The sequence below is a fragment of the Streptomyces sp. NPDC030840 genome (assembly GCF_055572015.1).
Genome location: NZ_JBVIEE010000003.1, coordinates 268,048 through 289,992, shown reverse-complemented (window position 1 = coordinate 289,992; position 21,945 = coordinate 268,048). Strand labels below are relative to the sequence as shown.

General features: G+C 67.8%; 20 protein-coding genes. 9 read left to right on the top strand and 11 right to left on the bottom strand.

Annotated elements, in window-relative coordinates:
* Window positions 1-20: 20 nt before the first annotated feature.
* From gyrB to dnaA, 6 genes are all read right to left on the bottom strand, one after another.
* Window positions 21-2,084: a DNA topoisomerase (ATP-hydrolyzing) subunit B gene (gene gyrB / locus ACZ49J_RS08580; RefSeq protein WP_467446775.1), complete on the bottom strand. Its 2,064-nt coding sequence runs from the start codon at window positions 2,082-2,084 to the stop codon at window positions 21-23.
* Window positions 2,085-2,506: 422 nt separating this feature from the next.
* The gene (locus ACZ49J_RS08575) at window positions 2,507-3,064 is read right to left on the bottom strand and encodes a DciA family protein (protein WP_467446774.1); all 558 of its coding nucleotides are present in this window, start codon (window positions 3,062-3,064) and stop codon (window positions 2,507-2,509) included.
* Window positions 3,061-4,185, bottom strand: coding sequence for a DNA replication/repair protein RecF (gene recF / locus ACZ49J_RS08570; RefSeq protein ID WP_467446773.1), 1,125 nt, complete (start codon window positions 4,183-4,185; stop codon window positions 3,061-3,063). The genes ACZ49J_RS08575 and recF overlap by 4 nt, the downstream gene beginning before the upstream one ends.
* 53 nt (window positions 4,186-4,238) lie before the next feature.
* A complete protein-coding gene (gene gnd, locus ACZ49J_RS08565) occupies window positions 4,239-5,114 on the bottom strand; it encodes a phosphogluconate dehydrogenase (NAD(+)-dependent, decarboxylating) (protein WP_467446772.1) in 876 nt (291 codons plus the stop codon).
* 209 nt (window positions 5,115-5,323) lie between these two features.
* A complete protein-coding gene (gene dnaN, locus ACZ49J_RS08560) occupies window positions 5,324-6,454 on the bottom strand; it encodes a DNA polymerase III subunit beta (protein ID WP_467446770.1) in 1,131 nt (376 codons plus the stop codon).
* A gap of 987 nt (window positions 6,455-7,441) precedes the next feature.
* Entirely contained in the window at window positions 7,442-9,439 is a 1,998-nt protein-coding gene (dnaA, locus tag ACZ49J_RS08555) for a chromosomal replication initiator protein DnaA (protein ID WP_467446769.1), read from the bottom strand.
* Between the two features lie 416 nt (window positions 9,440-9,855).
* Between dnaA and rpmH the strand changes: the two genes are divergently transcribed.
* The 9 genes from rpmH (at window position 9,856) to ACZ49J_RS08510 (ending at window position 16,848) form a co-directional block, all read left to right on the top strand.
* Entirely contained in the window at window positions 9,856-9,993 is a 138-nt protein-coding gene (gene rpmH, locus ACZ49J_RS08550; RefSeq protein WP_003956500.1) for a 50S ribosomal protein L34, read from the top strand.
* 21 nt (window positions 9,994-10,014) lie between these two features.
* Window positions 10,015-10,386, top strand: a complete 372-nt coding sequence (rnpA, locus tag ACZ49J_RS08545) for a ribonuclease P protein component (RefSeq protein ID WP_467446767.1) — start codon at window positions 10,015-10,017, stop codon at window positions 10,384-10,386.
* Complete coding sequence (yidD, locus tag ACZ49J_RS08540) at window positions 10,383-10,748, top strand: membrane protein insertion efficiency factor YidD (RefSeq protein ID WP_467446766.1); 366 nt, start codon at window positions 10,383-10,385, stop codon at window positions 10,746-10,748. The genes rnpA and yidD overlap by 4 nt, the downstream gene beginning before the upstream one ends.
* A gap of 3 nt (window positions 10,749-10,751) precedes the next feature.
* Entirely contained in the window at window positions 10,752-12,056 is a 1,305-nt protein-coding gene (yidC, locus tag ACZ49J_RS08535) for a membrane protein insertase YidC (protein ID WP_467446764.1), read from the top strand.
* Window positions 12,057-12,075: 19 nt separating this feature from the next.
* Window positions 12,076-12,588 carry a Jag family protein gene (locus ACZ49J_RS08530; RefSeq protein WP_467446763.1) on the top strand — a complete coding sequence of 171 codons (513 nt, stop codon included), beginning with the start codon at window positions 12,076-12,078 and terminating at the stop codon, window positions 12,586-12,588.
* Window positions 12,589-12,706: 118 nt separating this feature from the next.
* Window positions 12,707-13,426 carry a 16S rRNA (guanine(527)-N(7))-methyltransferase RsmG gene (gene rsmG, locus ACZ49J_RS08525; RefSeq protein ID WP_467446761.1) on the top strand — a complete coding sequence of 240 codons (720 nt, stop codon included), beginning with the start codon at window positions 12,707-12,709 and terminating at the stop codon, window positions 13,424-13,426.
* Window positions 13,427-13,735: 309 nt separating this feature from the next.
* The gene (locus tag ACZ49J_RS08520; protein WP_467447191.1) at window positions 13,736-14,809 is read left to right on the top strand and encodes a ParA family protein; all 1,074 of its coding nucleotides are present in this window, start codon (window positions 13,736-13,738) and stop codon (window positions 14,807-14,809) included.
* Complete coding sequence (locus ACZ49J_RS08515; protein ID WP_467446760.1) at window positions 14,806-15,903, top strand: ParB/RepB/Spo0J family partition protein; 1,098 nt, start codon at window positions 14,806-14,808, stop codon at window positions 15,901-15,903. The genes ACZ49J_RS08520 and ACZ49J_RS08515 overlap by 4 nt, the downstream gene beginning before the upstream one ends.
* Before the next feature lie 327 nt (window positions 15,904-16,230).
* Complete coding sequence (locus ACZ49J_RS08510) at window positions 16,231-16,848, top strand: GNAT family N-acetyltransferase (protein ID WP_467446758.1); 618 nt, start codon at window positions 16,231-16,233, stop codon at window positions 16,846-16,848.
* A 129-nt stretch (window positions 16,849-16,977) separates the two neighbouring features.
* Here ACZ49J_RS08510 and trxA read toward each other — a convergent pair whose 3' ends face one another.
* From trxA to ACZ49J_RS08485, 5 genes are all read right to left on the bottom strand, one after another.
* Window positions 16,978-17,310 carry a thioredoxin gene (gene trxA, locus ACZ49J_RS08505; RefSeq protein ID WP_366826018.1) on the bottom strand — a complete coding sequence of 111 codons (333 nt, stop codon included), beginning with the start codon at window positions 17,308-17,310 and terminating at the stop codon, window positions 16,978-16,980.
* A 43-nt stretch (window positions 17,311-17,353) separates the two neighbouring features.
* Window positions 17,354-18,325: a thioredoxin-disulfide reductase gene (gene trxB, locus ACZ49J_RS08500; protein WP_467446757.1), complete on the bottom strand. Its 972-nt coding sequence runs from the start codon at window positions 18,323-18,325 to the stop codon at window positions 17,354-17,356.
* 175 nt (window positions 18,326-18,500) lie between these two features.
* Window positions 18,501-19,349, bottom strand: a complete 849-nt coding sequence (locus ACZ49J_RS08495) for a hypothetical protein (RefSeq protein WP_467446755.1) — start codon at window positions 19,347-19,349, stop codon at window positions 18,501-18,503.
* A 113-nt stretch (window positions 19,350-19,462) separates the two neighbouring features.
* Complete coding sequence (gene sigM / locus ACZ49J_RS08490) at window positions 19,463-20,176, bottom strand: RNA polymerase sigma factor SigM (protein ID WP_467446754.1); 714 nt, start codon at window positions 20,174-20,176, stop codon at window positions 19,463-19,465.
* 27 nt (window positions 20,177-20,203) lie between these two features.
* On the bottom strand, window positions 20,204-21,931 hold the full coding sequence (locus ACZ49J_RS08485; RefSeq protein WP_467446753.1) for a protein kinase family protein: 1,728 nt from the start codon (window positions 21,929-21,931) through the stop codon (window positions 20,204-20,206).
* Window positions 21,932-21,945 lie beyond the last annotated feature (14 nt).

The following is a 21,945-nucleotide window of genomic DNA, read 5'->3' as shown; positions in this document are numbered from 1 at the left end:
TGCGGTCAGCTGAGACCGACTCAGATGTCGAGGAAGCGGACGTCCTTGGCGTTGCGCTGGATGAACTGGCGCCGGGCCTCGACGTCCTCGCCCATCAGGACCGAGAACAGCTCGTCGGCCTGGGCGGCGTCGTCGAGCGTGACCTGGCCGAGGACACGGTGGTCCTGGTCCATGGTCGTGATGCGCAGTTCCTCGGCGTTCATCTCACCGAGGCCCTTGAAGCGCTGGACCGAGTCGTCCCTGATGCGCTTTCCGTTCTGGCGGCCCAGCTCGATCAGGGCGTCGCGCTCGCGGTCCGAGTAGGCGTACTCGAAGTCGTCCCGGCCCCACTTGATCTTGTAGAGCGGGGGGCGCGACAGGAACACGTGCCCGGCCTCGACCAGCGGCCGCATGAAGCGGAACAGGAAGGTCAGCAGCAGGGTGTTGATGTGCTGGCCGTCGACGTCGGCGTCCGCCATCAGGATGATCTTGTGGTAGCGCAGCTTCTCGATGTCGAAGTCCTCGTGGACTCCGGTGCCGAAGGCGGAGATCAGCGCCTGGATCTCCTGGTTCTGCAGGATCTTGTCGATCCGCGCCTTCTCGACGTTGAGGATCTTGCCGCGGATCGGGAGGATCGCCTGGTACTCCGGGTTGCGGCCGGACTTGGCCGAGCCACCGGCGGAGTCACCCTCGACGATGAAGATCTCGCATTTGGTGGGGTCGTTCGACTGGCAGTCGCTCAGCTTGCCCGGAAGGGAGGCCGTTTCCAGCAGGCCCTTGCGGCGCGTCAGGTCGCGCGCCTTGCGGGCCGCCACGCGCGCGGTGGCCGCCTGGATGCCCTTGCGGATGATGTCCGTGGCCTCGTTGGGGTTGCGGTCGAGCCAGTCCGTCAGGTGCTCGTGCACGATCTTCTGGACGAAGGTCTTCGCCTCCGTGTTGCCCAGCTTGGTCTTGGTCTGGCCCTCGAACTGGGGCTCGCCGAGCTTGACCGAGATGATCGCGGTCAGACCCTCGCGGATGTCGTCACCCGTGAGGTTGTCGTCCTTCTCGCGCAGCAGCTTCTTGTCACGCGCGTAGCGGTTGATCAGACCCGTCAGCGCGGCCCGGAAGCCCTCCTCGTGCGTACCGCCCTCGTGCGTGTGGATGGTGTTGGCGAAGGAGTACACGCCCTCGCTGTAGCCGTTGTTCCACTGCATCGCGACCTCGCAGGACAGGAGCCTCTCCTTGTCCTCGGCGTCGATCGAGATGACGGAGGGGTGCACCACGTCTCCCTTGCGGGAGTTGAGGTACTTGACGAAGTCAACGATGCCGCCCTCGTAGTGGTACGTGACGGTCTTGGCCTCGTCCTTCTCGTCGGCACCCGCCTCGTCCGCACCGGCGGTGGCCTTGGCCGACTCGCGCTCGTCAGTGAGTTTGATCGTCAAACCCTTGTTGAGGAACGCCATCTCCTGAAAGCGCCGCGAGAGCGTCTCGAAGGAGTAGTCGGTGGTCTCGAAGATGTCCGGGTCGGCCCAGAAGGTGACCGAGGTGCCGTGCTCCTCGGTGGCCTCGTGCTGGGCGAGCGGGGCAGTCGGGACGCCGAGCTTGTAGTCCTGCGTCCAGCGGTATCCGTCGGTCTTGACCTCGACGGCGACCTTCGTCGACAGGGCGTTCACCACGGAGACGCCGACGCCGTGCAGACCGCCGGAGACCGCGTAGCCGCCGCCGCCGAACTTGCCGCCCGCGTGCAGAACGGTCAGCACGACCTCGACGGCCGGCTTGCCCTCGGACGGCACGATGCCCACCGGGATGCCACGGCCGTTGTCGACGACGCGCACGCCGCCGTCGGCGAGGATCGTGACGTCGATCGTGTCCGCGTGCCCGGCCAGCGCCTCGTCGACGGAGTTGTCGACGACCTCGTAGACGAGGTGGTGCAGCCCGCGCTCACCGGTCGAGCCGATGTACATGCCGGGTCGCTTGCGGACCGCGTCCAGCCCTTCGAGGACGGTGATGGCGCTGGCGTCGTACGAGGCGTTGACCTCGCCGTTCTCGCCGGCGTCGATGGACGGGATGTTCTCGTTGGGGTTGCCGGAATCGGCCACGAAGCGCCCTTTCTGGCACAGCACAAGCCAGGCTCCCGGCGGGTTTGCCGGAGCGGCTGCGGCATGTTGCGTGGAAGCCTTTGTCAGCGTTGCACAGTGTTTCCGAAGCGGTCCCCACAAGTGGGGCGGGATTCGCTCCCAGTCTACCGGTAGCGCCGACAGTGATGGGGCTTTGCGGGTACCTGAGTCCGCATGTGCCGCCCTGAACCGGTCTCTCGCGACTCCCCATATGCGGAGCGGGGCTCCAAGAGGCTCACGGAGCCACTCAGCGCTTCCGGGCGTCAACCCATCGCTACTCCCTTGCGAGGGCGGCCTTCGCAAGGGAGTGCGATCGCACGAGTCAACGCGAACAGATGGGCGAACACCCATCAAAACGCCCTCAACCATCCCGTGACGGATTCGTCCGTGTGAATCCGCTCACCTGGTGCTCCGGGGAGCCCGCGGGCCTACTCGTGGATGTCGCCCGGACCCTTGCTCCCGGGCGCGCGCAGCGGGCCGTAACGGCGGACCGGGCCCCCGGGGTTGAGGACCTTGATCTGCCGCACCGTGCCGTGGCCCAGATCCTCGTTGAGACGGGCGACCAGGGCCGGTGCGAGTCGGCGCACCTCGGTCGCCCAGACCGTCGACTCGCACTGCACGACCAGCACGCGCTCGTCCTCGTCGTACTTCTGGGGCACGCAGTGGTCCGCGAGCTGTTCGCCGACGATCTGCGGCCACCGCCCCATCACCCCGCCCACCGCGGCCGGAGCCTCCCACCCGCGCTCGGTGATCAGACGGTTGATCGCGGAACCGAGGGCCATGGGGTCGCGGCCGTCGGCACGAGCACCGGAGCGCAGCCCACCGCCGCGCCGCGCCTGCTTCTTCTGCTGGGCGGCATCCCCACGCGCACGGGCCGCCTCCTTCGCGGCCCGCAGCGCCACGCGCGCCAGATCGACGCCAGAGGGCTCGGGGGCCTTCCGCGGTGCGGGTCCAGGGGTGTCCGATGCGGATCCGTCGGTGCTCATGCGCGCTCCACAGTGCCGTCCGACACGGCGTACCGCGTCCCTGTCAGTACATCCGGTACGTCGTCCTCGACCGCGGCGGTCACCAGAACCTGCTCCCCGGGAGCGACGATCTCCGCGAGGCGCTCCCTCCTGCGGGCGTCCAGCTCGGCGAACACGTCGTCGAGCACCAGCACCGGCTCGTTCCCCTCCGCACGCAGCAGATCGTACGAGGCGAGCCGCAGCGACAGGGCGTACGACCAGGACTCGCCGTGGGACGCGTACCCCTTCGCGGGCAACTCACCGAGTCTGAGAACGAGATCGTCACGATGGGGCCCCACCAGTGTGACGCCCCGCTCGATCTCCTGCTTGCGGGACTCGCTCAGGGCCGTCATCAGCTGCTCGTAGAGCTCCTCACGCGCCTGGCCGACGATGCCGGGCGCGGACGGCTTGTACTCCAGGACGACCGGACCGCCGCCGGGCGCGAGCTGCTCGTACGCCTTGTCGGTCAGCGGCTGGATCGCGGCGACCAGGTCGAGGCGCTGCGCTAGCAGCTCCGCGCCCGCGCGCGCGAGATGCTGGTCCCACACGTCGAGCGTGGACAGGTCCATGGAGCGGCCGCCGTGCCGGCGCGCCAACGCGGCCGACTTCAGCAGGGTGTTGCGCTGCTTGAGGACCCGCTCGTAGTCGGAGCGGACGCCCGCCATGCGCGGCGAACGGGCGGTCACCATCTCGTCGAGGAAGCGGCGCCGTTCGCCCGGGTCACCCTTGACCAGGGCGAGGTCCTCGGGCGCGAACAGCACGGTCCGTACGATGCCGAGCACATCACGCGGTCTGACCTGCGAAGACCTGTTGACGCGTGCCCGGTTGGCCCGGCCCGGGTTCAGCTCCAGCTCCACGAGCTGCTGGCGCTCGCCCTGCCGGACCTGGGCCCGGATGACCGCGCGCTCGGCTCCCATACGGACCAGGGGCGCGTCCGACGCCACCCGGTGGCTGCCGAGGGTCGCGAGGTAGCCGATCGCCTCGACCAGGTTCGTCTTGCCCTGCCCGTTGGGGCCTACGAACGCGGTGACGCCCGGGTCGAGCGGGACCTCGACCCGGGCGTACGAGCGGAAGTCGGCCAGCGACAGGTGCGTGACGTGCATGGTCGGGTGCCGACCTCCCCCAAGGTTGTGGACCGGCGACGCGGTCCTGTGGATTACTTCGTCTCGACCGCGTGGCCGCCGAACTGGTTCCGCAGCGCCGCGATCATCTTCATCTGTGGAGAGTCGTCCTGCCGGGAGGAGAACCGCGCGAACAGCGACGCGGTGATCGCCGGCAGCGGAACGGCGTGGTCGATGGCGGCTTCCACAGTCCAGCGGCCCTCGCCGGAGTCCTGTGCGTAACCGCGCAGCTTCTCAAGGTGCTCGTCCTCGTCGAGGGCGTTCACCGCCAGGTCCAGCAGCCAGGAACGGATCACCGTGCCCTCCTGCCAGGAGCGGAAGACCTCGCGCACGTCCGTCACGGAGTCGGCCTTCTCCAGCAGTTCCCAGCCCTCCGCGTAGGCCTGCATCATCGCGTACTCGATGCCGTTGTGGACCATCTTCGCGAAGTGCCCGGCGCCCACCTTGCCCGCGTGCACCGCTCCCAGGTCGCCCTCCGGCTTGAGCGCGTCGAAGACCGGCTGCACCTTCGCGACGTTCTCGGCGTCGCCGCCGTACATCAGCGCGTAGCCGTTCTCGAGGCCCCAGACACCGCCGGAGACTCCGCAGTCCACGAAGCCGATGCCCTTGGCGGCCAGCTCCTCCGCGTGCCTCTCGTCGTCCGTCCAGCGCGAGTTGCCGCCGTCCACGACGACGTCGCCGGGCTCGAGGAGCTCGGCGAGCTCGTCGATGGTCGACTGGGTCGGCGCGCCGGCCGGGACCATGACCCACACCACGCGCGGACCCTGCAGTTTGCCCACAAGCTCCTCGAGGCTGTGGACATCGGCGAGGTCCGGATTGCGGTCGTATCCGATCACGGTGTGGCCTGCGCGGCGTATGCGCTCGCGCATGTTGCCGCCCATCTTGCCGAGGCCGACGAGACCGAGCTCCATCAGTTGTTCCTTAGGTTGCGACGTGGCATGAGGGCACCTTCGTACCCGTGTCCGAGCCTAAACCCGGACGCTCACGCACATCCGTGGGCATACGCGCTCAAACGTCACACCCCGACCTGCGGTTTCGCCGGCTGCTCGCCCGAAACGGTCAAGCACCGGGCCCGGTGATCCACCGGACCCGTCCCGGGCTGTGGACAACCATCGACGGATCAGCCGCTGAGCCGCACCGGCATGATCAGGTACTTGTACGCCTCGTCCGCCTCCGCGTCGACCGCGGGCTTGCCGCTGAGCAGCGCCGGCTTCGTGGACGTCGTGAAGGACAGCTGCGCCACCGGCGAGTCGATCGCGCTCAGGCCGTCCAGCAGGAACGTCGGGTTGAACGCGATCGAGATGTCGTCGCCGTCCAGCTGGGCGTCAACCCTTTCCACAGCCTGTGCGTCATCGCTGGAGCCGGCCTCCAGGATCAGCACGCCCTGCTCGAAGCTCAGCCGCACCGGGGTGTTGCGCTCGGCGACCAGGGCCACACGCTTGACGGCCTCCACGAAGGGGGCGGTCTCGATGACGGCCACGCTGTTGAACTCCGTCGGGAACAGCGTGCGGTACTTCGGGAGGTCACCCTCCAGCAGTCGCGTGGTCGTACGGCGGCCGGCGCCCTCGAAGCCGATGAGGCCCTCGCCCGCGCCCGAGCCGGACAGCGCGAGTGTCACGCTGTCACCGCTGGTCAGCGCCTTGGCGGTGTCCAGGAGCGTCTTGGCGGGCACCAGGGCGACCGCGGAGGCCTCCGGGTTCTCCGGCTTCCACAGGAACTCCCGGACCGCGAAGCGGTAGCGGTCCGTGGACGCCAGCGTCACCGTGTCGCCCTCGATCTCGATGCGCACACCGGTGAGCACCGGCAGCGTGTCGTCACGCCCGGCGGCGATGGCGACCTGAGCGGCGGCGGAGGCGAAGACCTCGCCGGGAACCGTGCCCGTCGCGCTCGGCATCTGCGGCAGCGCGGGGTACTCCTCCACAGGCAGTGTGTGGAGTGTGAACCGCGAGGAGCCGCAGACCACGGTCGCCCGTACACCGTCTGTGGAAATCTCCACCGGACGGTTGGGCAGCGCGCGGCAGATGTCCGCGAGGAGACGGCCCGAGACGAGGACGGTGCCCTCCTCCTCGACCTCCGCCTCCACCGACACACGCGCGGAGACCTCGTAGTCGAAGCCGGACAGGCTCAGCTGACCTTCCTCGGCCTTCAGAAGGAGGCCGGCGAGGACAGGCGCCGGCGGACGGGCCGGGAGGCTGCGTGCCGCCCAGGCCACTGCCTCCGCGAGTACGTCGCGTTCCACCCGGATCTTCACTGTTGCCGCCTCCTGCTGTTGCCGGCGCTTCTCGGCCTGCCTGGCTTCGTCGTCTGACTCGGTGTCCTCAGCCCCTGTGAGGGGAAGGACACCGGGAACAGTCTGACGCACCCCACTGACAGTAGGTGCCTCTCGGGGTCAAGTCGTGATGCGCGGCAGCCGGGAGCCGGACGGCGAGTTGTGCACAGGGCCCGCTTCGAAACGAATTCCCAGCTCTCTCTAGTTGGGAGTAGTAGTAGGGCCTGTGGAAACCGTGGATAACCCTGTTTTCGCAGCTCAGGGCCAAGATTTTGTCCACCGGTCCTGTGGGTGGAGGCAGTGGACAACCAGGTGTCCCTGTGGAGAACAGAAAGTTCTGCACACCCCATGCACAGCCTCGGGGCAGTTCTCCCCAGCGGCGTCCCCAGGTTTACCCATCTTTCCCACAGCCCAACCCGGCACCTTCGTGTGACGCCTTTCACTCCGTGCGGTGAGAGGCGACGTCACGTTGCCGAACAGTGGACAGGCATGTGGAGAAGCCGGGATGCGCTGGGGACAACTGACCACAGCCTGTGGGTTGTCGGTGGACAACTTCGTGCACAGGCTGTGGATCTCCTCGTCGTCCACAGTCTGTGGAGATCGTTCGTCCACGAATCCACAAGCACCTGACCTTGCCTGATGGCCCTCCGGCAGGGCGGCCTGTGGACATGATCTGCATAACTTCCCAGTCCCCAGGGTGTGGACGGGAGAAAGTCCCTGAATCTGTGGAGAGAGGCCGTAACTCCACGACTATTCGAACAGCGGGTGTCGGGTGCGAGGACGGGGAACGACGGCCGGTGCCCCTCGGCGCGGGTCCCGATGCGGTGGGCGGCGCGCTGGAGCGGTGCGATGGGCGCCCTTCGGGGCGTTGTGTGGGACATGCCGGCAAAGGCGAAGGCGCCCTCGGAACGCTCGTCCCGGGGCGCCTTCAGGGGCGTACGTGTGGCCGTGGTCGACGGCCTGTGGTCGTCAGCCGTTCTTGATGCGGTTCGTGAGCTCCGTGACCTGGTTGTAGATGGAGCGGCGCTCGGCCATCAGCGCGCGGATCTTGCGGTCGGCGTGCATGACGGTCGTGTGGTCGCGGTTGCCGAACTGCGCGCCGATCTTGGGCAGTGACAGGTCGGTGAGCTCGCGGCACAGGTACATGGCGATCTGCCGGGCGGTGACCAGGGCGCGGCCGCGCGAGGTGCCGCACAGGTCCTCGACGGTCAGACCGAAGTAGTCGGCGGTCGCGGCCATGATGGCGGTCGCGGTGATCTCGGGTGCCGCGTTCTCACCGCCCGGGATCAGGTCCTTGAGGACGATCTCGGTCAGGCCGAGGTCCACCGGCTGCCGGTTGAGCGACGCGAACGCCGTCACACGGATCAGCGCGCCCTCCAGCTCACGGATGTTGCGCGAGATCCGGGAGGCGATGAACTCCAGCACCTCCGGTGGGGCGTTGAGTTGCTCCTGCACCGCCTTCTTGCGCAGGATCGCGATACGCGTCTCCAGTTCGGGTGGCTGCACGTCGGTGATCAGGCCCCACTCGAAGCGGTTGCGCAGCCGGTCCTCCAGCGTCACCAGCTGTTTGGGCGGTCGGTCGCTGGAGAGCACGATCTGCTTGTTGGCGTTGTGGAGGGTATTGAAGGTGTGGAAGAACTCCTCCTGCGTCGACTCCTTGTCCGCCAGGAACTGGATGTCGTCGACGAGCAGGATGTCCATCTCGCGGTAGCGCTTGCGGAAGCTGTCGCCCTTGCCGTCGCGGATGGAGTTGATGAACTCGTTGGTGAACTCCTCCGAGCTCACATAGCGCACGCGTGTGCCCGGGTAGAGGCTCCGCGCGTAGTGCCCGATGGCGTGCAGCAGGTGGGTCTTGCCGAGTCCCGACTCCCCGTAGATGAAGAGGGGGTTGTACGCCTTGGCCGGCGCCTCGGCGACCGCGACCGCGGCGGCGTGCGCGAATCGGTTCGAGGCGCCGATGACGAAGGTGTCGAAGAGGTACTTGGGGTTCAGCCGTGCGGTCGGCTCGCCCGGACCCGTCGCGGGCGCGGGCTGTGCGGCCAGCGGGCCGGGGGCGCCACTGGACGCGGGCAGTGCCGAGCCGACCGGTCCGCCGCGGTGCACATGCCCGGAGCCCGGCGGGGGGTCGGGCAGCTCACGGCGGTCGGGTCGCTGGTCGTAGTCGCCCCGCTTCGCGTCGTAGTCCCCTCGCCCGTGGTCGAAGTCCGAGCGGGTCTGTTCGTAATCGGCGCGGGAGTTGTCGTACTCCGACCGCTGCTGCTCGTACGGCGGCCGCTCCATCGACTGCGGGCGGTAGTCCTGCGACGGGGACGCGTACGGGTCGCGCTCCGGGAAGCCGAGCCGCTGCTGCTGCCAGCCGTAGTCGTCCTGGTGCGGGCGGGGCCAGGCGCCGGGCTCGGGGCGCTGGTAGTCCCCTGGGTACGCGGGGCGGGGCGTCGGGAGCTGGTCCGCGCGCGGGGGCGGCAGCTGGTCGCCGGAACCCCCGGACAGGTGTTCGGAACGGCTGGGCGGGAGGTCGTCGGCGCGGTGGCGGCCGTAGCTCTCGTAGGGGTCCCGCGCCCGGCTCTCGTAGGTGTCCGGGCGCGGAGCGTCGTAGCCGTCACGGTTCTGCGCCGGTACGGAGGGAAGCTCGGGCTCCTCGTAACGGGGCTGTACCGGGGACGACGGGAGCGCCGGGGCGGGACTTTCGCCGATCGAGCTGTCGACGGTGATCGCGATTCGGATCGGGCGGCCGCACTCGCGGCTCAGGGTTTCGCTGACGATCGGCGCGAGCCGGCCTTCCAGTACGCCCTTGGCGAACTCGTTCGGGACCGCGAGCAGCGCGGTGTCCGCGACCAGTGCCAGCGGCTGGCAGCGCCTGATCCAGCGCTCGTCCTTGACCTCGACGCCCTGCCCGCCGCCCTCACCGAGGAGCTGCTCCAGTACTCGTGGCCACACTGCGGCAAGATCGGCAGGTAGGTCAGCCACAGGGCACGCTCTCTCACGGGTCCCACGAACGTGTGGTTCTGGGACAGGTCGGGATTCGAATCGGGTGGGAACGTCTGTTCCCGGCGGTCGGGCCGGCGGAAAGCCGTTGGGTCGGGGAGAAGGGAACGAATCGGAGTCCAGTCACGGTAGTCAGGGCGGCCGGTGCGGTTCAAGTTGTTGTCCCCAGGCTGTGGATAGTGTCTCCCGGTGACCCCTGGTTTGACCTGATGGCGCGGCCCCGCGTACCGTAACCAGGTCGAGTTGTCGATGGCTGCTGCCGCCTGCCTCCGATGGGCACAGATCGCTTTGGGTGATCGGTAAGCGGTGCACTCGGGCGTTGACGCGAGCTACTCGTGGGCGCACGGTGACAGCCAGGACGGCACCCCGCAACCACCGATTCTTTCTGGAGCCCCCGAGTGAGCAAGCGCACCTTCCAGCCGAACAACCGTCGTCGCGCCAAGACCCACGGCTTCCGGCTGCGTATGCGCACCCGTGCCGGCCGCGCGATTCTCGCGTCCCGCCGCAGCAAGGGTCGCGCCCGTCTGTCCGCCTGATCCCGGTCAGGTCATGACGTCGTGCTGCCCACCGAGAACCGGCTGAGGCGGCGCGAGGACTTCGCGACCGCGGTACGACGAGGTCGCCGGGCCGGGCGCCCGCTCCTCGTCGTCCACCTTCGAAGCGGTGCCACGGACCCGCACGCGCCTGGGGAGAGCGCTCCCCCGACGCGTGCGGGTTTCGTCGTGAGCAAGGCCGTCGGAGGCGCGGTCATACGGAACAAGGTCAAGCGCCGACTTCGTCATCTGATGCGTGAGCGAGTGGCTCTGCTGCCCCCCGGTAGCCTGGTAGTCGTACGAGCGCTGCCCGGTGCGGGCGACGCCGACCACGCACAGCTGGCCCGAGACCTGGATGCCGCTCTGCAGCGGCTGATGGGAGGGGGCGCGCGATGAAGTACCCGTTGCTGGCGCTGATCAAGCTGTACCAGTGGACCATCAGTCCGTTGCTCGGGCCGGTCTGCAAGTACTACCCGTCGTGCTCCCACTACGGCTACCAGGCCATCGACCGGCATGGTGCGATCAAGGGCACGGCACTCACCGCCTGGCGCATCCTCCGGTGCAATCCGTGGTCACTGGGCGGTGTGGACCACGTCCCGCCGCGCAAGCGACCGCGATGGCACGAGATGCTGCGCAACGCCTGGCGCGCACGCAAGGGCGGGACCTCCGCCGCCGAACCGGCCACTGAGGGGCACGGGGTGCCCGACCGCTCCTCGAGCCCGGCCGCCGAGAGCCCGTCCCATGCCCAAGGAGCATGATTAGTGGACACGATTGCCAGTCTCTTCAGCTTCATCACGACACCCGTTTCCTGGGTCATCGTCCAGTTCCACAAGGTGTACGGCGCCATCTTCGGCGATGACACCGGGTGGGCCTGGGGCCTGTCCATCGTGTCCCTGGTGATCCTGATCCGAATCTGCCTGATCCCGCTCTTCGTGAAGCAGATCAAGGCGACCCGGGCCATGCAGACGCTCCAGCCCGAGATGAAGAAGATCCAGGAGCGCTACAAGAACGACAAGCAGCGTCAGTCCGAAGAGATGATGAAGCTGTACAAGGAGACGGGCACCAACCCGCTCTCCTCGTGCCTTCCCATCCTGGCGCAGTCGCCGTTCTTCTTCGCCCTGTACCACGTGCTCAACAGCATCGCGAACAACGACACCATCGGTTCGATCAACCAGAGCCTGCTGGACAGCGCGCAGAAGGCGCACATCTTCGGGGCCCCACTGGCAGCGAAGTTCACCGACAGCTCCGCGGAGGTCGCGGCGCTCGATGCCTCGCTGACCACCGTCCGCATCGTCACCGCGGTCATGATCGTCCTGATGTCGGCGTCGCAGTTCTACACGCAGCGCCAGCTGATGACGAAGAACGTCGACACGACGGTGAAGACGCCGTTCATGCAGCAGCAGAAGATGCTGATGTACATCTTCCCGGTCATGTTCGCCGTCTTCGGCATCAACTTCCCGGTCGGTGTCCTCGTCTACTGGCTGACCACGAACGTGTGGACCATGGGCCAGCAGATGTACGTGATCCACAACAACCCGACCCCGGGTTCCAAGGCTCAGGCCGCCTACCTGGAGCGCCTCTACAAGCACGTCACGCACCACGGCAAGACGCGCGGCCGTGGTGAGCGCGCCATCGTGAAGGCGATCGTCGCCAAGGGCCGTGACCGCAACGAGTACGAGCGCAAGTTCATCAACGGTCTCACCAAAGCGGGTCTCGCGGCCCAGGCCGACGGGACCGTGGTCAAGGGCGAGGCCGGAGCCGTCGCCACCGCCGAGGACGGTACGCCGACCACCGCCGGTGCTCCGAAGCGTCAGCAGCCCAAGCGGCAGAGCAAGGCCCAGCGCCAGTCCGGTGGGGCCAAGCCGGCGGGCGGCGCCGAGCCGACGACCTCCTCGACGTCGCTGAGCAAGTCCGACGAGCCGTCCGATGAGCCGAAGGACGCCAAGCCCGCAGGTGCCGCCAACGCCAAGAACGCGGCCTCGAAGCCTGGCTCCGGCACCCGCAGCAAGGCCCAGTCCGGCCAGCGCAAGGGCCAGCAGCGTCCCAAGTCCCCGTCCAAGAAGTAAGCAAGAAGGAGTCCATCCCGTGACGGAAGGCACCACCTCCGCCGCCACCGAGGGTGGCGACACCCTGACCCGCCTGGAGCAGGAAGGCGAGATCGCGGCGGACTACCTCGAGGGTCTGCTGGATATCGCGGACCTCGACGGTGACATCGACATGGACGTCGAGGCCGACCGCGCCGCTGTCTCGATCATCAGCGACGCGGGCAGCCGCGACCTGCAGAAGCTGGTCGGCCGGGACGGCGAGGTGCTGGAGGCGCTTCAGGAGCTCACACGCCTGGCCGTGCACCGGGAGACCGGAGACCGCAGCCGTCTGATGCTGGACATCGCCGGCTACCGCGCCAAGAAGCGGGCCGAGCTCTCCGAGCTGGGCGCCAAGGCCGCGGCCGAGGCCAAGAGTTCCGGTGAACCGGTCAAGATGAAGCCGATGACGCCGTTCGAGCGCAAGGTCGTGCACGACGCGGTCAAGGCCGCGGGCCTGCGCAGCGAGTCCGAGGGCGAGGAGCCGCAGCGCTTCGTCGTCGTGCTTCCCGCCTGATTCGGTTCGTACGTTCCTCCGGCCCCGTCTGTTGCGCAGGCGGGGCCGAACTTTGTCAGCCTGGTTTCTGGTGGTCGGCGCTGGGGTGCGCTGATGCGCTTATGGAAGGACGGTTCCCGTGACGGAGGCAGCGGAGCTTCCCCCTGCGCCCGAGCAGGCGCGTGACGTGTTCGGTGACCGCTTCGCTGATGCGGTCCGGTACGCGGAGCTGCTCGCTGAGGCGGGAGTGCAGCGGGGGCTCATCGGTCCGCGGGAAGTGCCCCGCCTGTGGGAGCGGCATCTGCTGAACTGCGCGGTGCTCTCGGAGGTCGTGCCCGAGGGCGTGACGGTGTGCGACGTGGGCTCGGGCGCAGGGCTGCCGGGTATCCCGCTGGCCCTCGTTCGAGAGGACCTGAAGATCACGTTGCTGGAGCCGCTGCTGCGGCGCACGAATTTCCTCACCGAGGTCGTTGAGCTCCTGGGTCTCGACCACGTGACGGTCGTCCGGGGGCGTGCGGAGGAGGTCATGGGGCAGCTGCAGCCCGTCCATGTCGTGACCGCGCGAGCAGTGGCGCCGCTGGACCGGCTGGCCACCTGGGGGATTCCGTTGCTGCGCCCGTACGGGGAGATGCTGGCGCTCAAGGGCGACACGGCTGAGGAGGAGCTGAAGAGCGCGTCCACGGCGCTGAGCAAGCTCGGTGCGGTCGAGACGTCGATCCTCCATTGCGGTGAAGGTGTCGTGGAACCGATGTCCACGGTCGTCCGGGTTGAGGTCGGGGAAAGCCCGGGCGGTGTGCGCTTCGCCGCCAAGCGGGCGAAGGCGGCCCGGACCGGACGGGCTCGTCGACGTCGAGGCTAGGGCGCCCGGCGAGCGCTGACTCCGTTGGTCCGGCCGTGGGCTCATCCGTCCTGAGGACCAGCGGTACTCCACACAAGCTGCCAAACCTACCCAACTCGGAGTGTCGCGCGGGCGAGGCGACAGCTGCTGTGCATCGTGTTTCACGTGAAACGTCGCTCACTGCTGCATGGCATCATCAGCCGCGGTCGCGCCGCGGCCGGACCTCGCGACCGTAAGCCTCTCGGGTCACTCGGAGAGGTAGCGGAGTTGTCCACAGAGGTGGATTTCTCCACAGAACACCAGGCCTCACTGGTTCGCGACCCCGAAGACATGGGAGGCTCTGTTCATTGCGAGCCTGAAGTCGAGGAGAGTGAATCCTTGCGGTCCGACGCCAACATCGCGGGACCGATGACCGATCCGGTCCCCGGTCCCCGTACCGAGTCGATGGGGGAGGATGTTTCACGTGAAACACCGCCTCCGATGGACGACACTCCCATCGGTCGTGCTGCCCAACTGGCGGTGGAGGCTCTAGGCCGCGCCGGCGAGGGCCTGCCACGGCCCGAGCAGACGCGCGTCATCGTGGTCGCCAACCAGAAGGGCGGGGTGGGGAAGACCACGACGACGGTCAACCTTGCTGCTTCACTGGCTCTGCATGGTGGACGTGTCCTGGTGATCGACCTTGACCCGCAGGGCAATGCGTCCACTGCCCTGGGTATCGATCACCACGCCGAAGTTCCCTCGATCTACGACGTGTTGGTCGAAAGCAAGCCGCTTGCCGAAGTCGTCCAGCCTGTGCCCGATGTGGAAGGGCTCTTCTGCGCCCCCGCCACGATCGATCTCGCCGGTGCGGAGATCGAGCTGGTGTCCTTGGTGGCACGGGAGAGCAGACTGCAGCGAGCGATCCAGGCCTACGAGCAGCCCTTGGACTACATCCTCATTGACTGCCCGCCCTCACTCGGTCTGCTGACCGTCAATGCGCTGGTGGCCGGCGCGGAGGTCCTCATCCCGATTCAGTGCGAGTACTACGCGCTTGAGGGCCTTGGCCAGCTGCTTCGTAACGTCGACCTGGTGCGGGGGCACCTCAACCCCGCCCTGCATGTGTCGACCATTCTGCTCACCATGTATGACGGCCGGACGCGCCTCGCGTCCCAGGTCGCAGACGAGGTGCGCAACCACTTCGGTGACGAGGTGCTGAGGACGAGCATTCCGCGCTCCGTCCGAATCTCCGAGGCACCGAGTTATGGGCAGACGGTGCTGACCTACGATCCTGGATCGAGCGGTGCCCTCTCCTATCTTGAGGCGGCACGAGAGATCGCGCTGAAGGGTGTCGGCGTCGGGTACGACCCGACGCAGGCCCACATCGGCGCACAGAACAACCCGAGCATGGTGGAGGGGACGCAGTGAGCGAGCGACGGAGGGGGCTGGGTCGTGGTCTCGGCGCACTGATCCCCGCAGCCCCGACAGGGGAGAAGCCGACACCGTCGGCGGGGGGTGGAGGAGCCACGACTCCCGCGGCTGTGCCCACCCTCACCTCGGAACGAGGAGTGGCGGCGGCGAAGGTAGCGACACTGCCTCATGTTTCACGTGAAACAGAGGACCCGTCGGTGACCGGTGCCGCGGAGACAGCGGCGGCGCCTCTCGGCGCTCACTTCGCCGAGCTTCCCCTCGACTCCATCACGCCGAACCCCCGCCAGCCGCGCGAGGTGTTCGACGAGGACCTTCTGCAGGAGCTCGTCACCTCCATCAAGGAGGTTGGTCTTCTCCAGCCCGTCGTCGTGCGGCAACTGGGTCCGGCGCGGTACGAGCTCATCATGGGTGAGCGCCGTTGGCGGGCCTGCCGTGAGGCCGGCCTGGAGGCTATCCCGGCGATCGTGCGCGCCACGGACGACGAGAAGCTCCTCCTGGACGCGCTCCTGGAGAACCTGCACCGAGCTCAGCTGAACCCGCTGGAAGAGGCGGCCGCGTATGACCAGCTGCTCAAGGACTTCAATTGCACGCATGACCAGTTGGCCGACCGTATCGGTCGCTCCCGTCCGCAGGTCTCCAACACCTTGCGTCTGCTGAAGCTCTCGCCCGCCGTACAGCGCCGTGTGGCTGCCGGTGTGCTCTCTGCTGGGCACGCCCGGGCACTGCTCTCCGTGGAGGACTCGGAGGAGCAGGACCGGCTGGCTCATCGGATCGTCGCTGAAGGACTCTCGGTGCGGGCGGTCGAGGAGATCGTCACCCTCATGGGTTCGCACCCGAAGAGTGCCCCGCGTTCCAAGGGACCGCGTGCCGGTGCACGGGTCTCCCCGGCGTTGAGCGAGCTGGCGACCCGGCTCTCGGATCGCTTCGAGACCCGGGTGAAGGTCGACCTCGGTCAGAAGAAGGGCAAGATCACAGTCGAGTTCGCCTCGATGGAGGACCTTGAACGCATCCTTGGCAGCCTTGCCCCCGGCGAGGGACCCGTTCTTCAGAGGGGCCTCCTGGACACTGAATCCGACGAGACGGAATCCTGAGCTTTCAGACTGTAGGACGACTTTCGACCGGTCGACCGGCAGAGCGGGCCATGTCCGGTGTGTACCGGAACACGGCCCGCTCTTTGCTTTCAGGCGGTATCGATGGAATCACATCGTGGATACGATGCGTTCGGGTATGGCGCATCCACCTGGCGGCACCTTGATTGGGGAGGCGGGGGTCATGCGAACCATGAGCCGTTCCGGGCTGGTGACGGCAGGCCTTGGTCTGGGGGCGGTTGGCGGTTTCGTCGGCAGTCTGCTGAGAGAGCGGAGCGTCCTGACAGCCGCCCGCGACGCAGCGGGCGAAGGAAGCGAGGAACATCCCCCATGGGGCGTCGGCTTGTACCGCTCACCCTGGACAACCTTAAGGACCTTCCCAAGCGCTGTCGCTCGTGTGTCTTCTGGGAGTTGGACCCAGTCAGTGGTGAGGCTGCGGTAAAGGCGGGCACCCCGGCTCTGGAGAAAGAGGCATGGATCTCCGCTGTTCTACTGGACTGGGGTTCCTGTGGCCGGGTCGTCTACGTGGACGAGGTGCCGGTTGGTTTCGTGTTGTACGCGCCGCCTGCCTATGTCCCCCGTTCAACGGCGTTCCCCACGAGCCCGGTGGCTCCCGACGCAGTGCAACTGATGACTGCCTTCATCATGCCGGGCTATCAGGGACAGGGGCTGGGCCGTGTGATGGTGCAGACGGTGGCCAAGGATCTGCTGCGCAGGGGTTTCCGGGCCATTGAGGCCTTCGGGGACGCCCGTTGGCAGACACCGGCGTGTGTGCTGCCAGCCGACCATTTGACGGCGGTGGGCTTCAAGACAGTTCGGCCCCATCCGACGTACCCCCGGCTTCGCTTGGAGCTGCGGACAACGCTCTCCTGGAAGGAGGACGTCGAGATGGCGCTGGACCGTTTGCTCGGGGCCGTACAAAAGGAACCCGCGCTGCGCCCGCTGTAAGAGCTGTTGAGCTTCTCCGCCTCCGCATACGGAGGCCACACACGAATGGGCCAGCCCTCAAGGGCTGGCCCATTCGTGTTTCACGTGAAACATCGCTGCTGTTGTGAAACAGCGGCGCTGACGACCGAGTCAGTCGGCGATGAAGTCCTCAAGGTCGCGCACGATCGCGGCCTTCGGCTTGGCGCCGACGATGGTCTTGGCGACCTCGCCACCCTGGTACACGTTCAGGGTCGGGATGGACATCACGCCGTACTTGGCGGCCGTACCCGGGTTCTCGTCGATGTTGAGCTTGACGATCTCGATCTTGTCGCCGTACTCGGCGGCGATCGCCTCCAGGGACGGCGCGATCTGGCGGCACGGACCGCACCAGGCGGCCCAGAAGTCCACCAGGACGGGCTTGTCGCTCTTGAGGACGTCCTGCTCGAAGGAGTCGTCAGTCACGTTCTTCAGGGTGCCGGCCACGGCTGGGCTCCTTAAATGGTTGGTGCGGTGGGGCGGATGAGGGTCAGACGGTGGTCTTCTCGGGCTCGGCGGCCTGCTCGCCGTCCGCGAGAGCAGAGAGGTAGCGTTCGGCGTCGAGGGCTGCGGAGCAGCCGGTGCCGGCTGCCGTGATCGCCTGGCGGTACGTGTGGTCGACGACGTCACCGGCACCGAAGACACCGGCCAGGTTCGTCCGGGTGGAGGGGGCCTCGACCTTCAGATAGCCCTCTTCGTCCAGGTCGAGCGAGCCCTTGAAGAGCTCGGTACGCGGGTCGTGGCCGATCGCGATGAACAGGCCCGTCACCGGCAGTTCCGACGTCTCGCCCGTCTTCACGTTGCGCAGCGTCAGACCGGCGAGCTTCTGGTCGCCCTTGATCTCGGCGACCTCACTGTCCCAGACGAACTTGATCTTCGGGTCGCCGAAGGCACGCTCCTGCATGGCCTTGGACGCTCGCAGAGTGTCCCGGCGGTGCACGACCGTCACGGACTTGGCGAACCGGGAGAGGAACGTGGCCTCCTCCATTGCGGTGTCACCGCCACCGATCACCGCGATGTCCTGGTCCTTGAAGAAGAACCCGTCGCAGGTGGCGCACCAGGAGACTCCTCGACCGGAGAGAGCATCCTCGTTGGGCAGTCCGAGCTTGCGGTGCTGGGAGCCGGTCGCGACGATGACCGCCTTGGCGCGGTGCACGGTACCCGCGGTGTCCGTGACGGTCTTGATCTCACCGCTGAGGTCGACGGCGACCACGTCATCCGGAACGAGTTCGGCACCGAAGCGCTCGGACTGGGCACGCATGTTGTCCATGAGCTCCGGGCCCATGATGCCGTCCCGGAAGCCGGGGAAGTTCTCCACGTCGGTCGTGTTCATGAGCGCGCCACCCGCGGTGACGGCGCCCTCGAACACCAGCGGCTTCAGCGACGCGCGCGCGGTGTAGAGCGCCGCCGTATAGCCGGCGGGCCCGGACCCGATGATGATCACGTTTCGGACGTCGCTCACGGCTTGATTCCTCGTCTCTGGAGACTGCTGCGTACTGCTGCCGGTGGGAGCTTCTCTCACAACTCTCACCCCACCCAACGGATCCTACGGGGCGTGCATTCCCGGTGTGTCCGGGCACACGGAGCCATGGCACCACGCAGGGATGCAAGGGGGGTAGGGGTCCGGACGCGGCCGTTCAGCGACCAGTGGAGGTCGTTGCTGAGGGGCGTGGATACGAGCGCTTCAGCAGGACGTCGCCAGGGGAGGCAGGAGCCTTGCCCACACAGGCGGCGTCGACGACGTATGCCGTGACGCGGTCGGTGTTGGAGGCGTCGGGCAACACCACGAGATACGCGGTCGCGCCCTTGTAGTCGCCTTCCTTCGCCGCCAGTGGGTTTTCGCTGCGGCCGATGCCCTCTGTGATGCAGTCCGGGACGTCGATCGCGACCTTGATGTTCGGCCCATCGGTCTTGGCGCCTGGTGGCTTGGTGCTGGTGCCGAAGTCGTCCCGGCCTTCTGAGGTCTTCCCCTCGGGGTGATCCTGGGAGAGGAGACTCTCCACCTGGTTCTTCACCGTGTCCCCGGCGAACGTGCTGACGGAGGCGTCCTCGCTGCGCCCTGCCGCGGGGCCGCCTCCGGAGTCGGAGTCCCCCATCGACTGGGCGAGCAGCGTGCCGAGCCCCAGGGCAGCGACCGAGAACACCGTGCCCAGAACGATGGACTTCCGGCGAACGTTGCGCCTGCGGCCTGGACGGCCAGGGCCCGTGGCCGCGCGGGAGTGACCGGCCGGGCGGTCCGTAGGGGTCGATGTTTCACGTGAAACATGCACGCCGCTGTTCTGGTCGACTTCCGAACGCGACGCATCGGCTGCTTCCAGGCTCGTCGTCGCCCGGGGGCCGGGTGCTGTGGAATTCAGCAGCGCTTCGGCGGCGAGGGCGGCGTCGATGCGGCCGGCGATCTCGGCAGGCATGCGTGGAGGGCCCGGCAGCGTGCCGAGCATGCTGCGGATCTCCTCCAGCGAGGCGTACACGTCGGCGCACAGCACGCACTCGTCCAGGTGCTGTCGTACATCCGCGCTACGGGAAGGCGGGAGCAGACCTTCGGTGAGGTCGGAGAGTTCCGTGACCTCCGGGTGCTCGGCCGTATCGGTCGTGGATGTCACGCTCGCCCACCTCCGCCCTTCACAGCAGCTGAATCGCTTGGCCCTGCATCGTGTGGTCCTGCTGCGGGTGGGACGGATGTCCCCTGCGTCCGGTTCCTTCTGCCCGCAGACTTCTTGCCGTCCTCGCCTCCGCCGTCCACACGGAGATGGGTGAGCAAGGGGAGGAGTCTGGCTCTGCCACGAGCACAACGACTTTTCACGGTGCCGGTCGGCACGTCGAGGATCCTGGCGGCCTCCGCCACGGGGTAGCCCTGCATGTCCACCAGGACCAGGGCGGCTCGCTGGTCGGCGGGCAGGGTTCCCAGAGCCTCCAGGAGCTGGCGGTGCAGGTCGTTGCGCTCCGCCGGAGCGGATGCCGATTCGTGCGGCTCCAAGAGTTGTTCCAGCCGCTCCGTGTCGTCGACGGGTGCCGTCTTCCGCGAGGCGGCCTTGCGAGCGCGGTCGAGACAGGCGTTCACGGTGATGCGATGCAGCCAGGTCGTGACGGCCGACTGGCCGCGGAAGGTGTGAGCGGCCCGGTAGGCGGAGACGAGCGCGTCCTGGACCGCGTCGGCCGCCTCCTCACGGTCCCCCAGCGTGCGCAGCGCCACCGCCCACAACCGGTCGCGGTGCCGCCGCACAAGCTCTCCGAATGCCTCCGGGTCGCCCTCGACATGGCGGGCGAGGAGATCCTGATCGCTCGCCTCGCCGTAACCGGCGCCGTCCGCCATGGACCCCCTCCCCTCGACCGTGAGCCGTCAGCCCGTGAACTTGACGTCCGTGATGGCCTGCTTGTAGCCGGCGCCGCTGTATCCGTCGGTCGGCGCGTACGGAACGTCCGTGATCCACAGAAGGACGTACTGCGTCTTCAGCGACTTCGATGCCTTCACCGTGGCGGTCGTGCCGTCCGTGGTGACAGTGCCGATTTCCTTCATGTCGCTGACGGACGTCGACGGAGTCAGTGAGTCCGTGGCGTACAGGTGCACCGTGGTGTGGTTCCCGCTGTACCGAAGCCCTATCGACGCCGACGCGATCTGCTGGGCCGATCCGAGGTCGTAGACGATGCCGACGCCGGGCTTGTACGGCGCCAGTTTCGGCCCTTCGTTGTACCGCTTGGTGCGCCAGTACGTGGAAGACTTGCCGTCGTAGGTGAGGTCCACGTCCGCAGCCGCCTGGGCGGAGCCCTCGGCCACGTACTCCTCGGCGTTCTTGATCGCTATGGGCTTGGTCGGCTCGGTCTTGTTGCCGTCCTTGTCGTTCCCGCCCGACGTCTGGTTCGTGTTCGTGTCATCGGACGGCTTGCCGCCCCGCTCCATCAGGGCATCGGCGAGCTGCCAGCTGCCCAGACCCAGGGCGGCGATGAGAAGTGCCGACACAGCCCATTTGAGGGCCTTGCCAGTACGGCTCTGCAGCGGGGGCGGCGGCGCCGTGATCGGCTGCGTGGCGCCCGGGTGGGGCGTCTGACGGCCGTACGTCCCCTGCTGGTAGCTCGTGCGCTGGTACTCGGGCGGCGCGGTGAAGGCCGGCTCCGGCGGGCGGATGCGGGGCATCTCGCTGACCGCCTTCACCAGTTCCTCCGGCGTGGTGCAGGCGGACTCGTGGCGGGAGGCGGTCGCGCCGTCGTTGACGAGAGCGCGCATGGCGAGTTCTGACAGACCGCGGTGGACACCGGCCCGTACCTGGTCGGGAGCGATGAGCCCGACATCCTTCGGCAGCCCGGAGAGGCCGTAGGCGTGTTCCTCGTACGGCCAGCGCTGGGTGAGCGCGGCGTAGAGCAGGGCGCCGATCGCCTCCGTATCGGTGCGCTGCGGGGTGTCGGAGCTGATCCCGCGCAGCGCGGCGTTCACGGCGAGCCCGCGGATGCGCCACTGACCGGAGCCGGAGCGGAGCACGGCGCTGGGGTTGAGCCGCAGATGGGCGAGGCCCTCGCGGTGCGCGGCGGCCATGGCGTGGGAGATCTGCGTGACCATCTGGTAGGCGTCGTGCGGCTCCAGCGGGCCCGAGGCGAGCAGCGTCGTCAGCTCCGTCGCGTCCGGCAGCCACTCGTGCACCACGTACACCAGGTCGTTCTCCTCGACCGCGTCCAGGACCTGGACGAAGCGAGGGTCGCCCAGCAGGGCGGACGAACGTGCCGCCGCCAGTACGGAACGGGCCCGTGTGTGGTCGGCCGGCAGGATGTGCACGCCGACGGCGCGGCGGAGTTTCTCGTCCACCGCACGCCAGCTGCTGAATCCGTCCAGACGGGTGACGCATTCTTCGAGACGGTAGCGTCTGGCGAGCTTGTGGCCGCTGTGCAGTTCGGGCGGCGTGGTCTTCCCGACCTCCGTGCCGCCGCTCCCCTGTGCCTCTTCGCTCGCCGCGCTGTCCGTGTCCCGCTCCCGGTTCTGGGCCACCCCGTCGGCCGTGGACTGGTCCGCCTCTGCGGTCAGCGGCTCGTCGCCGCTGTTGTCTGCCACGTCGACGGCAGCCGTGCTCCGTTCCGCCACCGTCGTTCCTGCCT

Coding starts and splice junctions, on each gene's coding strand:
- ACZ49J_RS08575 (WP_467446774.1), bottom strand. CDS start 3,064: ATGAGCACCGACGGATCCGCATCGGACACCCCTGGACCCGCACCGCGG.
- recF (WP_467446773.1), bottom strand. CDS start 4,185: ATGCACGTCACGCACCTGTCGCTGGCCGACTTCCGCTCGTACGCCCGG.
- gnd (WP_467446772.1), bottom strand. CDS start 5,114: ATGGAGCTCGGTCTCGTCGGCCTCGGCAAGATGGGCGGCAACATGCGC.
- yidD (WP_467446766.1), top strand. CDS start 10,383: ATGAAGTACCCGTTGCTGGCGCTGATCAAGCTGTACCAGTGGACCATC.
- ACZ49J_RS08520 (WP_467447191.1), top strand. CDS start 13,736: ATGGGAGGCTCTGTTCATTGCGAGCCTGAAGTCGAGGAGAGTGAATCC.
- ACZ49J_RS08510 (WP_467446758.1), top strand. CDS start 16,231: ATGGGGCGTCGGCTTGTACCGCTCACCCTGGACAACCTTAAGGACCTT.
- sigM (WP_467446754.1), bottom strand. CDS start 20,176: ATGGCGGACGGCGCCGGTTACGGCGAGGCGAGCGATCAGGATCTCCTC.